A 15402-nucleotide genomic window follows, 5' to 3' on the forward strand; every position below is an offset into this window, starting at 1 on the left:
TCATTTGCGACCTCCTCTCTTTAAACGGTTAGAGATATTGCGCTCCACAACGAAGTGGTCGATAGTAGGAGCAAACATGTTACCAAAGAAGATGGCGAGCATCATACCCTCAGGATAACCGGCATTCAGCACACTGATGATGATGGCCATAGCACCAATCAGGAATCCGTAAATGTACTGACCTGTGGTTGTGCGGCATGATGTAACAGGGTCGGTAGCCATAAACACGGCACCGAATGCGAAACCACCCATTACCAGGTGATGCCACCATGTCATGCCCTGACCAGTCTGCTCGAACAGTACGGCGAGTGCGATACCACCCACGAACACGCTGAGCATGGTGCGCCAAGAGGCGATGCCTGTCCACAGCAGGATAGCAGCACCGATAGCGATAGCCACAAGCGATGTCTCACCGATTGAACCTGGGATGAAACCGAGGGCCATATCGAGAATCGACGAATCGGGAGTGATGTTCTGTGCCAGCTGACCGAGTGGTGTAGCTGCTGTAAAGCCATCGGGCAGGTCGTTACCCAAACCGAAGATAGAATTCTGAGCCACCCAAACGGTATCACCAGTCATCTTCGAAGGATAAGCGAAGAACAGGAACATACGTGCTGCAACAGCAGGGTTGAAAATGTTCATACCTGTACCACCGAATATCTCCTTACAGAAGATTACTGAGAATGCGCAGGCCAGAGCCAGCATCCACAATGGGCAACCGATAGGAATAATCAATGGAATGATGATACCTGATACGAGGTAACCCTCCTGGATTTCCTCACCCTTCCACTGTGCCCAGGCAAACTCGATGCCCAGACCTACGATGTAGCTAACCAGAATTTTTGGCAGAACGGCCAGGAAACCGAAAGCAAAAATCTCGAAGAACGATGCTGTGGCGAGTGTGCCGGCAGCAGCATAGTTCTGGTAGCCGATGTTATACATACCAAACAGCATGGCAGGCATCAGGGCGATAACCACCATACTCATAATGCGCTTCGAGTCGATAGAGTCGTGAATATTCACGCCACCAGCCTTCGCTGTGTCGTTAGGCACATAAAGGAAGGTCTCAAAGCCGTCGAACACCGAGCGGAAGGCATGAAGTTTGCCACCCTCCTCAAAGTTCGGCTTGATCTTATTGAGATAATTTCTTAAAAAGCTCATGTAAAATTATACATTAAAGATTAAACATTAAGCATTTTCCTTACGAAGGATATTGAGGCCTTCACGCACGATGCGCTGCAACTCCAATTTAGAAGAATCTACGAACTCGGCAAGAGCAAAGTCCTCGGGAGCAACCTCGTAGATACCAAGAGCCTCCTGACGGTCGATATCGCCAGCGATGATAGCCTTAATCAGGTATTCGCCGTAGATGTCCATAGGCAGCACCTTGTCGTACTCGCCACTCATAATCATGTGGCGCTCGCCACCCTTTACGCGGGCATCGAGAGCGTACTTCTTCTTACCACAAAGCCAAGAGAAATAGCTGCGGTTAACCGAGAACTGCTTAAAGCGTGGCAGAATCCAACCCAGCATCTCGTCAGCATCGTTACCCTCGGGGATAACGGTAATCTCGCTGGTGTGAGCACCCAGGAAACCTTCCTTGGTTGTTGGACGGCCAGTAAGCACGTTACCATTAATAATACGAACGCTCTTCTGGGCATCGTAGCTGTTGCTCAACAGGGTTGAGAGCTCCTCGCCTACCAGCATATCCACGTGGGCAGGGTTCTTAACCTCGCTACCACACAGGGCTACGGTACGATGCAAATCAACCTTACCTGTATTGAACAGGCGACCGATGAACAGTACTACCGAAGGGTCGCCGATGGTCCATACCACCTCGCCCTTGTTTACAGGAGCGATGTTGTTAACCTGTACACCTACGTTACCTGCAGGGCACTTACCATCAAATACGGTAACCTCGGCATTCTTGGTGTTCTCGAGTTTAGAACCGACTCCTACACCCAGATATACGGTAGCGATACGCGACAGGGCGTCGATACCAGTCTGGAAATCGTCAATCTGTCCTTCTACCTCGTACTCAAAATCGCAAGCCAGGGGCTTATCGCGCAGAGCAGAAACAAAAATTGCCCTCGGCTTCACACTAGGATTGGTGGAAACAGCGTAGGGCAACTGATTAATGTATCCGAAGATACCTGCCTCTAACAGCGCATTAATAACCTGCTCGTCTACAAGCTTGCTGACGTCCTTTTTGCCGAAGTCGGTAAACTCCTGCTGCTCGTCGGCATCAACTCTCACGCAGAGCACTTTTCTTCGTTCACCACGCACCACCTCGCGGACGGTTCCGCTAACAGGCGAGGCAAACTTTACCTCAGGATACTGCTTGTTAACAAACAAGGCATCCCCGGCCTTGACATGATCACCCTCCTTGACAACAACCTTTGGAGTTACTCCCTCAAAATCGTCGGGTACAAGCGCAAACTTGCCGTTCGATTTCAGCTGGATTTTCTTCTCCTCGGCCTTGCCCTCAAGGGTAATGTCTAAGCCTTTGCGTAACTTAATCACATTTGCCATTTATATCAGAAATTTTATTGAATAGTGTCGTTGCGAGTGCAAAATTACATAAAAAAAGCCACATAATAACAAATAATGAGAAAAAAAAGCCCAAATCACAACAAAAAGTCGTAATTTTGCCTCGTGAAGTTACTCAAAAGATTCGTTAGCTGGACAATTTGGGGTGTCATTCTACTTAATGTGGCACTCATGACCGTCTCATATATACCCCAGGCTCAGAACTACCTTGGCAGCAAGGTAGCCGATGCTATTGCCGATAAATTAGGCACCCAGGTAAGCATCGGTCGCGTTGATCTGGGACTGTTTAACCGTGTGATTATTGATGATGTGCGAATTAAGGACCAACAGCAGCAGGACATGTTGCGTGTAGGCCGCCTGTCGGTACGTCTGGAACTGCTGCCGCTGCTGGATGGCAAGATTTCCATCTCGTCGGCCCAGCTGTTTGGCGCACATCTTATATTATATAAGGAGAACGAGCGCAGCAAGACCAATTTTCAGTTCGTACTCGACTCGCTGGCATCGAAAGATACCACCAGTCATACCCCACTCGACCTGCGTATCAACTCGCTCATCGTACGTCGCACCAGCGTAACCTACGACGAGAAATACAAGCCCGTTACCATCGGCGTGTTCAATCCCTCGCACCTGAAGATAAGCGACCTGAGTGCGCACATCAACCTAAAGGCGCTGACCGACGACTCGCTGAACGTGAACGTAAAACGACTGGAGTTGAAGGAGCGTTGTGGACTGGTGGTGAAGCGCTTAAAGTTCCACTTGGCAGCCGGTCGCAAGCAGTCGCAATTAGAGAATCTGCTGGTAGAACTTCCCCAGTCGCGTTTGCAGATCGACACGCTGAACGCCACCTATCTGATGACCGACAGCGGCTTGCAGAAGGGCTCGTTAGACTATTACGGAAAGATTTCTAACACCAGCATAACTCCCTCAGAGCTAGTCTGTTTCGTTCCACAACTAAAGGGATTATCAAACCGCTTATCCATCGCAACCAGCTTTAATGGTACCGATACAAAAGTAACCATACCCAGCCTGCTGATAGCATCGGCAGGACACGAATTGGACATCAACGCCCATGGTTGGGTGGCCGACTGGCAGAAGCGCCCATCGTGGAGCGTACAGCTGAACCGCCTGGCGGTTTCGGAGGGCTATCTGGCCACGCTTGCCAACGCCTTCCCTCAGATACCTGAGGAGCTGACACGTATGGGTGGCGTACAGCTATCGGCCGAAAGCGAGCGCAACCAGCAAGGGGCGGGCAACCTGCAGGCCGATGTGCATACAGGCGCCGGCGATGCCAAGGTGGATATGAACCTGGCAGCCGACCAATCGTTTGCCGGTACGGTTGAAGTTGCAGCCTTGAACCTGCAGCAGCTGCTGGCCAGCAACGACCTGGGTAAGCTAACCACTACCCTCGCCCTGAAGGGTCAGCTGCACGAGGGACAGAAACCCGACGTGAATGTGGATGGCATTATCAGCGATTTCGACTACAAGGGCTATACCTATCATAACCTGGCGCTTAACGGCGGCTACAATCAGGGTGTGATAACCGGTAACTTTGATATAAACGACCTTAACCTGGAGGCGCAGATTACAGCAGAGCTGGCCGACCAGCATCTGAACGACAAGCCTCTTAACAGCATTAAGCTGCAAGCAAACATAGAGCGATACAACCCGCACGCCCTGCATCTGACCGACCAATGGGGCGGCGCCACGCTGAGCGGACAGCTGGAGGCTAATCTGGCTGCACGCAACCTGAACGATGCGCAAGGTAACATACGACTGAGTAACTTCAACATCTCGGCTACCGAGCAGCATCCTGCCTACCGTCTGGATAACCTGAACATCACAACAGGTCATACGGATGGCATCCACTTCCTTACCGTAAAGAGCGACTTTGCCGATGCTGAGTTGAAGGGACAGTTCGACTTTAACACGCTGGCAGGATCGTTTGTAAACCTGCTGAAGAGCAAGCTGCCCACCCTGCCCATTCTGCCTGCTACCACCACCAAGACCCACAACAACTTTGTGGTACGCCTGATGGTAAGCAAGAGCGACTGGCTGCGACGTGTGTTTAACGTCGACCTGCAACTGCGCCAGCCCGTAACCCTACAAGCCCGCGTTAACGACTTTACCAACGAGCTATACTTGAACGGCGACATCCCATCGTTTGCCTACAACGGCTCGTGGTATAGCGATGGCTACATCAACATCTCGTCGCCAGCCGACACCATGCGTTGTAACCTGAACATACGTAAGCAGATGGACGACGGCCAGCATCTGGATCTGGGACTCTCGGCCCATGCCGCTAATAATAACCTCACCACATCGCTCTACTGGGACAACCACAACGAGGGCGAGCGTATGAGTGGCGAGCTGAACACCATCATGCAGCTGTACCACAACGTGGCAGGCAAGCAAGAGGCACACCTGCGATTCATGCCGTCGCACATCATTTTGCGTGGCGAGGGTTGGGATGTAGAGCCTTCGGATGTGCTGTATAGCGATAAGTTCCTGCTGGTAGACCATTTCTCGGTTCAGCACGGACGTCAGCATATCATCGTGGATGGTATTGCCTCGAAGAACGCAACCGACTCGCTCACCGTGGATCTGCGTGAGGTTGAGGTGGGTTATATCCTCGACCTGGTGAACTTCCACAGCGTGGAGTTCAGCGGTAAGGCCACAGGAAAAGCCCGCGCCTGGTCGCTCTTCGACGAGTTTAAGGCTAATGCCGACCTGACCGTAGATGAGTTTAAGTTTGAACGCGGACGCATGGGTGTGCTGCATGCCCTTGCCAACTGGAACCACGAGGCCCAGCAGATAGATATACATGCGGTGGCCGACGACGGTCCCGATGCCCAGACACGTATCAACGGCTACGTATCACCCGTACATAACACCATCGATCTTGGTATCGAAGCCGATGGCACCAGCATCGAGTTCATGCACAACTTTACCAAGAGCTTTCTCTCGAGCATTACCGGTCATGGTAAGGGCTTGGCCCGTGTGGCTGGCACTCTCGACGATATCAACCTGACAGGTAAGCTGATTGTGGATGGCGAGGCTACCGTTACGCCGCTGAACACCACGTATAAGCTGGTACGCGACACCGTAGTGATGGTGCCCAACGAGATAGAACTGCGCCACATGCCTATCTACGATGCCTTAGGCAACAAGGCTATACTCTCGGGTGGCATACACCATCAGAGCCTGACCAACCTGAGTTTCGACCTGTTTGTAGAAACCGACAACCTGTTGGCTTACGACTTTAAGGATTTTACCAATCCCGATGGTAGCGAATCAACCTTCTACGGCACCGTTTATGCAGGTGGTAACGTATCTATCAGCGGTCATGGCAACGATGTGATTATCGATTGTAACGTAACGCCCCAGCCTGGTAGTGTGTTTGTGTATAACGCCGCCAGTCCAGATGCTATCAGCAATCAGGAGTTTATTACCTGGGAGCACCCCGATACCACCACAGTTGGCACAACGGCTAAGCTGGGCGCCACCACGCCTGCCAACACGCGTGCCGACGATACGGATATCTACATCAACTTCCAGATTAACGCCACGCCCAACGCCGCCCTGAAGCTGCTGATGGACGAAGGTACCAAGGATTACATCACCCTTTATGGTAACGGTTCGATACGCGCATCGTTCCACAACAAGGGCTCGTTTAATATGTTTGGAACCTACACCGTTGATCACGGCACGTACGGCATCACCATCCAGAATATCATCAAGAAGAACTTTACGTTTAACCGCGGTGGTACCATCGTGTTTGGTGGCGATCCCTATCAGGCAGCACTCAACCTGCAGGCCGTTTATACGGTTAGCGGCGTGAGTCTTTCCGACCTGAACATCGGCAACTCGTTCAGCAGCAACACCATTCGTGTAAACTGCTTGATGAACATTGGCGGACAGCCCGCAGCACCACAGGTTGACTTCGACCTGGAGATGCCAACGGTAAATGCCGACGAGCAGCAGATGGTACGCTCGGTTATCAACGGACAGCAGGAGATGAACCAGCAGGTGGTATATCTGTTGGCTATCGGCCGATTCTACAATCAGGGTGCCAACAACAGCACCAGCGCCACAGGCGAGCGAACCGACCAGACATCGCTGGCCATGCAGAGTTTCCTGTCGGGTACGCTATCGTCGCAAATCAATACGCTTATCAACCAGTTTATCAAGAACGATAACTGGAACTTTGGTGCCAACATATCTACTGGTAACGAGGGCTGGCACAATGCCGAGTACGAGGGTATCATCAACGGTCGCATGCTAAACAACCGACTGCTGATTAACGGACAGTTTGGCTATCGCGACAACGCCACGCAAGCCAACCCATCATTCATTGGCGACTTCGACGTGCAGTATCTCCTCTACCCCAACGGCAACTTAGCCCTGAAGGTTTACAACCAGACTAACGATCGCTACTTCACCAAGTCAAGCCTTAACACCCAAGGCATCGGTCTGATTATGAAAAAAGACTTCAACGGTATCAGAGATTTATTCTCGTCGAAGAAACGTAAACGCAAAGAAAAGAAATAGAGATTTTAGGCACGGATTAACACGGCTTAATAAAATTAAGACACGGCTTTAGCATTGCAACTAAGGCCGTGTCTTTTTATAAAAAAGCCGTGTTAATCAGTGCCTAAAAAAAACTACTTGCTACCAATGTAGAGGAATACCATTCCAAGGAGCACAAGCGCCAAGTCGAAGGCTTTGGCCTTGAGATTCTTCTCGTGGAAGAACATCGCACCAAACGTAAAGCTTACAATCACGCTACCACGACGAATCATCGATACGATAGAAATCATGGCCTCGGGCAACGAGAGTGAATAAAAGTACATGAAGTCGGCGATGCTCAGGAAAAGACTCACACCCACAATCGACCACGACCAATGGAACGGCGTTGTCTGCTCGTGCTTAGGCCACCACAGCAACCACAGCATAGCACCCATCATTAAACATTGGTAGATGTTATACCACGACTGCACCATCATGCGGTCCAAGCCCACGCCGCCATTCTCTACTGGCGCCATCAGGAACTTGTCGTACAAACCGCTCACGGCACCCAGAATGGCAGCACCTACAATCATAAATATCCAGTTGTTGTGCTTAAAGTCGATGCCCTCCTTCTTGCCGCTACGACTCAGCAGTAGGAACGAGGCGATGGCCAGCAGCACACCTATCCATTGCCAATGGTTCAGGCGCTCGCCAAACACCAAGAGCGCACCCACCAGCACCATCACCGGACGTGTGGCGTTGATAGGACCCACAATCGTAAGTGGCAGATGCTTCATGCCGAAATAGCCCAGAATCCAGCTCGACAGCACGATGAGCGACTTGAGCAGGATATACTTGTGCATATCCCAACCGCCTGCCGACACATGGAATATACTGCCATCAAGCACCTGAGTAGTACCACTCAGCACTATGAACGGCAGGAAAAACAAACTTGAAAACAACGTATTGAGAAAAAGCACGGGAATAACCGCATTACCCTTCAGGGCCTGTTTCTTTAATGAATCATAGCAGCCCAACAAAGCTGCCGACATAAACGCCAATAATAACCACATAATCTGTTATCCTAAAAACTTCAATTTTTCAATCTTTCAATTCTTAATACTTCACATCCTCAAGGAACAAGGCGTTACCAGGCATCGACTCGCCTGCATCGCTGCGGCGCTTGCCCTCAATCACACTTCGGAACTCATCAAGCGAGAGTCGACCACGACCCACATCTACCAGCGTACCCACCACGGCTCGGACCATATTACGCAAAAAACGATTGGCCGTAATCACAAAGTACCAGGTAGTATCGCCTGTTTGTATCCACTCGGCACGGGTTACGTTGCAAAGGGTGGTCTTCACATCGCTATGCGCCTTGCAGAAAGCACCAAAATCCTCGTAGGTACAGAGGATACGACCAGCCTCGTTCATCTTCTCAAAATCGAGCGGATAGTGAATCTCGCACGAGTAATGGCGCTCGAACGGACACTTTCGTGTGTGTATATAATAATGGTACGTACGCTCGGTAGCCGAGAAACGGGCATGCATATCGAGCGACACCTCCTCAATCCTATCTATAACAATATCCTGAGGCAGCATGCGGTTCATCTTATAAGCCAACTGCTTGCAGTCGATATCGGCCTCTATCTCAAAATGCGCCGCCATCACACGGGCATGCACACCTGCATCCGTACGTCCTGCGCCCGTAATACTAATATCCTGTCGGAGTAAGGTTGAGAGTACGCGTTGCAACTCGCCCTGAACAGAGATACCGTTAGGCTGCACCTGCCATCCATGATAGTTGGTGCCATCATAACTCAACCAAATAAAATATCTTTTTACCATCTGTTATCAAAACAATTTCGCTTATTCCACACACTCAGCTGAAAACTGAAGTTAGGATTCACGTTATATTTCACCATAGCGCCAATCTTGTCGCCAAAATCATCACCAAGCCACCACATGTTCTGTAGCGGCATGCGAGGTTGCATCATCGACTTCTGTGCAAAAATGCCTGCCTCCCAATGCTCATCAAAGCGATAATTCAGCATAGCCGTCAGTCCGGCATCCTTCATCTGATGGCGCCCATAGTCCAGAAACGAGCTATAGCCGCCTATCGAGAACGAGAGTTTAGGCATCAACTGCCCAGCATACATGACAGCCGCACTATTGGCAAAGCCGCTGCTGGCATGTTTGCCCACCCCAAAGATGGCCGAAGCCGAAAACGACGCATTCAGTCCGGGATGCAGCTCCCAGTTACCCAAACTGGTGTACATCGGTCCTATATACGGATAGGTGGCTATGGTGCCACGATACGTTAGCGGGGGTAACGAGAAGGTGGTATCGGGCTGTAGCAACACACCACGCTCTGCCTCCTGCGCCTTGAGGCAGGTGGCGAAACAAACTAATGCGATGACCAACCACTTTCTCATATCTAATCCGTTATGTGTAAATGCCGGCGCGTCTCACGCAGCTGATGACCATATACCAGGCACGCCATACCAAAATAGAAAGCCACCTGAACCCAAAGACAGCGCAACTCGGAAGTAACATCACCAATACTGGCGCCCATACTGTTTAATCGCATATAGGCTCTGACACCAAAAGTACTGGGGAAAATCCACGACACGCCCTGCCATGCACCAGGAATATTGCTTTGCGGCCACGAAACACCCGTCAGGAACAACAACGGCAACGAGATGAACACCATCAGCAGAATCACATTCTCGCGATAGCGCACCATACACGAAACCGTCATGCCAAAGAAGACACAGGCCAACAGATAAGGCACCATGAGAGCCATCAGATTCTGCCAAGGAGCCAACTGCATAAAACCAAACAGCTTTGGCACCACCGCTACCAGATAAGTGCCCATAACAGCATACACCATCAGATAGCAAAGCGCTTTACCACCTACGATACGATAGATGCCCGAATAAGCGGGATGAGCAGGTACCAGATCGCCATCAGGATTTGACTCGCGAGCCGTACCGGCAGCCAGTCCGATGCCAAGCGCCAACGTCTGCTGGATAATCAGCATCAGCACGGCAGGCAAAACCGATGTACCATAACCACCTTGGGGATTAAACATCGGCACCTCCTCTACTTCGAGCGGACTAACGGTTATCACATCCTCGCGCGCAGTATAGTTGCCAGCCAGCGCCACCTGCATCTGCGCACCCATCTTGGTGCTCACAGCCATCGCCGTCTGATAAATAGCTTTATAGGTAAGCATCAGCGCCATATCACAATACACGCTAATGGTGGATTGCTCCATGCGATTCAACTTCGTGGCAAAATCCTCGGGAATATAATAGATACCCTTTGCTACCTGCCGACTCACTAAGCTTTTTGCTTCGTCTAAATCTAATGCATGACTAATCACCTTCACATCGGGCGAAGCATCGCACATGCGGATAAACTGGCGCGACTGATGCGAATGCGACATATCGACCACTACAACAGGCACCTCGCGAACGGTCTCATTATTATAAACCCACGAGTAAAGCAGCGGATAAACCAAAGGCACAATGACACAGAAAATCAGCACGCCCTCGTCGCGAAGCACCTGCTTGAACTCCTGTCGCCAGATATAAGCGGCATCATTTAAAGCCTGTATGATTTTATGGAATATAGACATAAGTGAGCATAGCATTTTTAACCTTACTGATAACAAACCAAGGCATCAGCGTGAAACCTATCAGCGCTACCAGATGGAACCAGGCATCAATAAGCGGATAGCCATTAAATACCGTTATCTGGAATAGCATATAATAATGGCGCAACGGGAATAGCCACGTGAGCGCCTGCAGAGGAGCATCCATACCCATAGCCGGGAAAGCAGAACCCGCCAGCGAGAAACTAAGAACGCCCCACAACGAACAGATACTCATGGACATGCGCAACGAAGGCATCAGGCCAAAGGCAAAGATACCGAATCCGATAGACCCAAACACGCCAAGTAAAGACAGGAGGACTACCATCATCCAACCGCCTACGTGTGGGAAATGGAGCACATGATAGATGTAGAACTGATAGAAAAACATCAGCATCAAGAATAACAATATATGTGGCAGATACTTACCAATGATGGCTACAACTATCTTACCATCGGCCTTTTCGATCCACTCCTTACCACGATTAAACTTCAGTTCCATGCCCAACGAATAGGCGGATATCAGAAACATAAAGAGCATCATCACACCAGGCACAAACACGGTAGAGAGATACACATTATAGTTTGACCAAGGATTGGCCACCTGATGCAGGTCGATTCGGATGGGTTGCAAAAAAGCCTGAATCTGCTTGTCGGTAGCGCCTTTAGCACGCAACGTGGTCATACCTACAGCTGCTGAACCAAGGGTTGAAACGGTTTTCAAATCCTTCATCACCATCGAGCCGCCCGATAATGACACATTACTATAATAGAACGACACCTTGGGCCGACGAGCCGATATCAGATTACTGGTAGTGCCCTTGGGGAAATACAGGAATCCGTAGATCTCGTTTTCCTGCATAGCATGACGCGCCTCGGCAACCGACTGGAAATGAGCCACTACCCGCGAATTCTGAAAACCATCGAGCTTACGAGTAAGCGCACGGGTAGTCGAGGTATTGTCGAGATCAACCACACCCACAGGCAAGTCCTGCGGCAGGCCATCGTCGAGCAGCGATGTAAAAAACACCATCGTCAACAGCGGGAAAACCACCATACAGAAGCCATACATGGGATTCTTTTTCAGAATCTTCATCTCACGCAAAGCTATCTCCCATATCAAAGCTAAGTACTTCAATTCTTCAATTCTTGAATTCTTCAATCCTTAATAATCAAGCTCATGCCAGGGCGCAAGCCTTCCATCTTCTCAACCGGACGGGCTTTAACCTCAAAGGTTTTCAGGTCGTACTGACCATTAGCCTTGGTGGCCTTCCACACGGCATATGAACCCTGATCTTTCAGGTAGTAAACCTTCATCTTGATGATTTTATCGAATGCAGGCACATAGGCATTAACCTCACTACCCACCTGCATGCCTTTCAGCTGATCCTCGCGAACATTGAATGTTCCCCAAAGATCCTGCATCACAGCTATCGACATGATGGGCGAACCAGTACCAACCAACTCACCTACCTTTGGATAAACATCAGAAACCTCGCCTTCCATCTGGGCCACCTGAACCGTCTCGTGAATATAAGAGTTAACCTCCTGCACGGCACCACGGGCACGCCCCACCTGAGCAGCAGCAGCCATCTTATCCTCGCGGCGCGCACCATTCACAGCCATGTCATACTGGCTCTGAGCGGCTTTCACCTGTGCCTCCATCGCCTTGTAATTGGCAAAAGCCTCGTCGCGTTTCTGGGCACTCATCACGCCCTCGTCGAACAGGCGCTGCACACGATTGTAAGATTTCTCGGCAATCTCAAGTCCTGCCTTAGCCTGCTGGAGAACAGAGAAAGCACCCTGAATCTGCTCCTTGCGAGCACCATTCTGAGCCTTCAACTCCAAAGCCGCAGCGGCGCTCTCGGCGCTTTGGGCTTGTTCCATCTTGGCACGCACCTCAGGGGCATCAAGTATAGCAAGTGTATCACCCACCTTTACATAGTCGCCCTCTTTTACGCGAAGTTCAAGAATACGACCTGGCACCTTGCTAGATACACGGTACTCTGTAACCTCTACCTGTCCCTGGATAATGTCTGGATCACGATCCAGCGCAAAGAATCCAATCAATGCCACGATAACCACAACTGTAGCAAAACCTAAAATAGCAAGCAGTATGTTGTTATGCTGGCGTTTAGCTTGTTCTGTCATAATATCTTTTATTCTAATGTGCCAAGGGCCTTCTGCAGGTCAACCTGACTAAGTTTAACATCAATTTCTGCATCTATCTTCTGCGACTGAGCCTGCAGCCAAGCTGTCTGAGCCTCCATCACAACGGTAGGACTGATAACACCCTCCTGGAATCCCAGGTTAGCGGTACGCAGGTTCTCGTCGGCGCGCTGGATATTCTTCTGCGCCATGGTCAGCTTCTTGTTAGCCTCATCAACCTTAAAGGTGGTCTGGTTAACCTGAAGCTCAATCTTTTCGCGGGCCTCGTCGAGTTCGAGGGTTGCGATGGCAGTAGCGCCCTTCGAGGCACGTACCTTATACATCACGTCGCCCCAGTTCCAGATGGGCACACGAACGATAACGCCCAAATGCCAGAAACCTGCGAACTTCTTTTCGAAACCATTCAGCACGTTAGGATTGCTGACAGCGTAACCACCCATGAGCGCTACCTGAGGCAGGTTTGCAGCCTTGAGCACGTTGGTGGCCTGCTTACTCAGGTCGACGGTATTCTGCAGCATCTTCAACTCTGGGCGATGGGCCACAGCATTCTCCACATCCAACTGTGGGGTGAGCTCTACTACAGCAATATTATCGGCCTGCTCGTCCTGCAGAATCACAGACTCGTTCAAGGGCAGTCCGCACAACTGATTGAGCAACATACGTGAGAGTACCAAGCCGTCGTTCACCTTAGTCAGGGTCATCTCGGCCTCGTTCACCTTCACGTCAACACTCAGTCCGTCGCTACGTGTAGCCACGCCCTCGTCAATCATCTTATGTACATCGCTATCAAACTTCTTAACGAGTTCGAGATAGCTCTCGGCCAATGCCTTTTTATGATGGAGCGATACCACCTGCCAGTAGGCCTGATCGATCTGATACAGCGTGGCATGACGACGGGCATCCATCGAGTTCTTGGCCATCTCGGTGGTGATGTCGGCCATCTTATTGAGAGCTACGATAGCACCACCCATAAACACGGGTTGGGTAACCACAACCGAACCAGCAAAGATGTTACGGGTATCGGTACGGAAAGCATCTACGATGTTCTGGCCCTTCTGGTTCAAACCAGCTGTTACATTAGCCATATCCTGCGCCATCTGCATCTGGGCTGCTGGTGGCAACGTGGCTACCAACGAACCTAAAGTGTTTTGCAGGGTACCACCGACAAGAGTACCAAGACCACCCAAGGCAGCCTTCTGACCATCATTAAGAATAGATATCTCCTCGCTCGTAAACTCATAGGTACCTATAGCACTCACGTGGGGCAGGTACTTGGTGCGCGCCGACTTACGAGCATTTTCGGCCACATCCTGTTTAAGTTTGGAAATACCTAACTGCTTATTGTTTCTCAGCGCCATCTGTCGGCAACTGTCCAAGCTCAATATTCTTTGAGCCCCAACAGGCGTGATGACTGCCGAAAGCAGTAAAATTCCAAAAGTTTTTTTCATCATATCTCTTATTTAAAACTAAATGTCTTCGTTCCTATCATATTGCCATCCACAAAGATGCTCACACGGTAGTCGCCTGCCTCCAGCATCTGTGTCATGTTCCAATAAACGGTTACAGGGGTCTCCTCGCCTGTGTACTCAATCACCTTCTTAGCCGAACACTCGATGTTACGGTTCTCGTAAGCAAAGCTGCCGCCACCACTCAGGGTGTTACCGCCAGGGTTCTGGATACGTACATAAACGGTACGGTTACCATTCGATGCGGTTACGTTCTTGGTGATGGTGAAGTTTACGCGCATCTGCTTGCAATCCTTCAGTTTCTTGGCGGCCTTACCATTCTTACCCAGAATCTGCATCTGGATATTGGTAGCATCAAGCTGGGCAGCAATAGCCACCTTCTCCGAGAGCGATGCCTTCTCGCTGTTCAAGCCTGCCACCTGGGCATTACGCTCGTTCAACTCAGCGTTTACACGACTGTTCTCGGCCTTCAGATTCTCGTTCAAACGGTTCAGCGAGTCAATCTGATACACATAATCGCGCAGCACCTCACGAACGGTTGCCAGTTCCTTCTTCAGTCGGGCAATCTCACGTGCGTCGCTGGCCTTTACCTGCTTCAGCTCTTCCAGCAACTTCTGAGTCTTCATCTGCTCCTCGGTCAGCTGGGCGATAATCGAGTCGTTGTTAATCTGCGTTTTCATCTCGCTATACTGCATGGTGAAACGCTCATATTCATTCTCCATTTCCTGCTTGTCGAGTTCGGCCAGTTCCTCCATATCCTGCACAACCTGTTTCTGTTCCTGCAGACTCAAAAACAACCATGTAGCAGCACCACAGAGTGCCAAAATTACAACAATCAGGGGTATTAAAACTTTCTTATTCATAACTTTCTTTATATTTTCGGGTGCAAATTTAGGTTATTTCATTGAAATAACAAAAAATTTTATGTTTCAAACATTTAAGCAACATTAAAAATTAGAAAAATAGCGTGATTTAGACCAATTTTTGAAGTTTACACCTTAATTATTTGGAACGTAACAATAAAAAATGTATATTTGCCACATCATTTTA

The 15402-nt window shown here is 50.0% G+C and carries 11 protein-coding genes; 1 reads left to right on the top strand and 10 read right to left on the bottom strand.

Annotated elements, in window-relative coordinates:
- Positions 1–1161: an NADH:ubiquinone reductase (Na(+)-transporting) subunit B gene (locus PRU_RS06490; RefSeq protein ID WP_013063817.1), complete on the bottom strand. Its 1161-nt coding sequence runs from the start codon at positions 1159–1161 to the stop codon at positions 1–3.
- A 27-nt stretch (positions 1162–1188) separates the two neighbouring features.
- Positions 1189–2532 carry a Na(+)-translocating NADH-quinone reductase subunit A gene (locus PRU_RS06495; protein WP_033150052.1) on the bottom strand — a complete coding sequence of 448 codons (1344 nt, stop codon included), beginning with the start codon at positions 2530–2532 and terminating at the stop codon, positions 1189–1191.
- Between the two features lie 123 nt (positions 2533–2655).
- Here PRU_RS06495 and PRU_RS06500 point away from each other — a divergent pair, with 123 nt between their 5' ends.
- A complete protein-coding gene (locus tag PRU_RS06500) occupies positions 2656–7098 on the top strand; it encodes a translocation/assembly module TamB (RefSeq protein WP_013064785.1) in 4443 nt (1480 codons plus the stop codon).
- 113 nt (positions 7099–7211) lie between these two features.
- Here PRU_RS06500 and PRU_RS06505 read toward each other — a convergent pair whose 3' ends face one another.
- From PRU_RS06505 to PRU_RS06540, 8 genes are all read right to left on the bottom strand, one after another.
- On the bottom strand, positions 7212–8129 hold the full coding sequence (locus tag PRU_RS06505) for a DMT family transporter (protein WP_013065547.1): 918 nt from the start codon (positions 8127–8129) through the stop codon (positions 7212–7214).
- A gap of 43 nt (positions 8130–8172) precedes the next feature.
- Positions 8173–8907 (bottom strand): tRNA pseudouridine(38-40) synthase TruA, encoded by a 735-nt coding sequence (gene truA / locus PRU_RS06510; protein ID WP_013064180.1) that lies wholly within the window; start codon positions 8905–8907, stop codon positions 8173–8175.
- Positions 8901–9494 carry a hypothetical protein gene (locus PRU_RS06515; RefSeq protein WP_013065160.1) on the bottom strand — a complete coding sequence of 198 codons (594 nt, stop codon included), beginning with the start codon at positions 9492–9494 and terminating at the stop codon, positions 8901–8903. Before PRU_RS06515 ends, truA begins: the two co-directional genes overlap by 7 nt.
- Before the next feature lie 2 nt (positions 9495–9496).
- Entirely contained in the window at positions 9497–10702 is a 1206-nt protein-coding gene (locus PRU_RS06520) for an ABC transporter permease (RefSeq protein WP_013064127.1), read from the bottom strand.
- Entirely contained in the window at positions 10686–11813 is a 1128-nt protein-coding gene (locus PRU_RS06525; protein ID WP_049769216.1) for an ABC transporter permease, read from the bottom strand. Before PRU_RS06525 ends, PRU_RS06520 begins: the two co-directional genes overlap by 17 nt.
- A 62-nt stretch (positions 11814–11875) precedes the next feature.
- Positions 11876–12868 carry an HlyD family secretion protein gene (locus PRU_RS06530; RefSeq protein ID WP_013063338.1) on the bottom strand — a complete coding sequence of 331 codons (993 nt, stop codon included), beginning with the start codon at positions 12866–12868 and terminating at the stop codon, positions 11876–11878.
- A gap of 8 nt (positions 12869–12876) precedes the next feature.
- On the bottom strand, positions 12877–14334 hold the full coding sequence (locus PRU_RS06535) for a TolC family protein (RefSeq protein WP_013065337.1): 1458 nt from the start codon (positions 14332–14334) through the stop codon (positions 12877–12879).
- A gap of 8 nt (positions 14335–14342) precedes the next feature.
- Positions 14343–15215, bottom strand: a complete 873-nt coding sequence (locus PRU_RS06540; protein WP_013064421.1) for a hypothetical protein — start codon at positions 15213–15215, stop codon at positions 14343–14345.
- Positions 15216–15402: the final 187 nt, after the last annotated feature.

The sequence above is a fragment of the Xylanibacter ruminicola 23 genome (assembly GCF_000025925.1).
GTDB classification, from domain to species: domain Bacteria; phylum Bacteroidota; class Bacteroidia; order Bacteroidales; family Bacteroidaceae; genus Prevotella; species Prevotella ruminicola.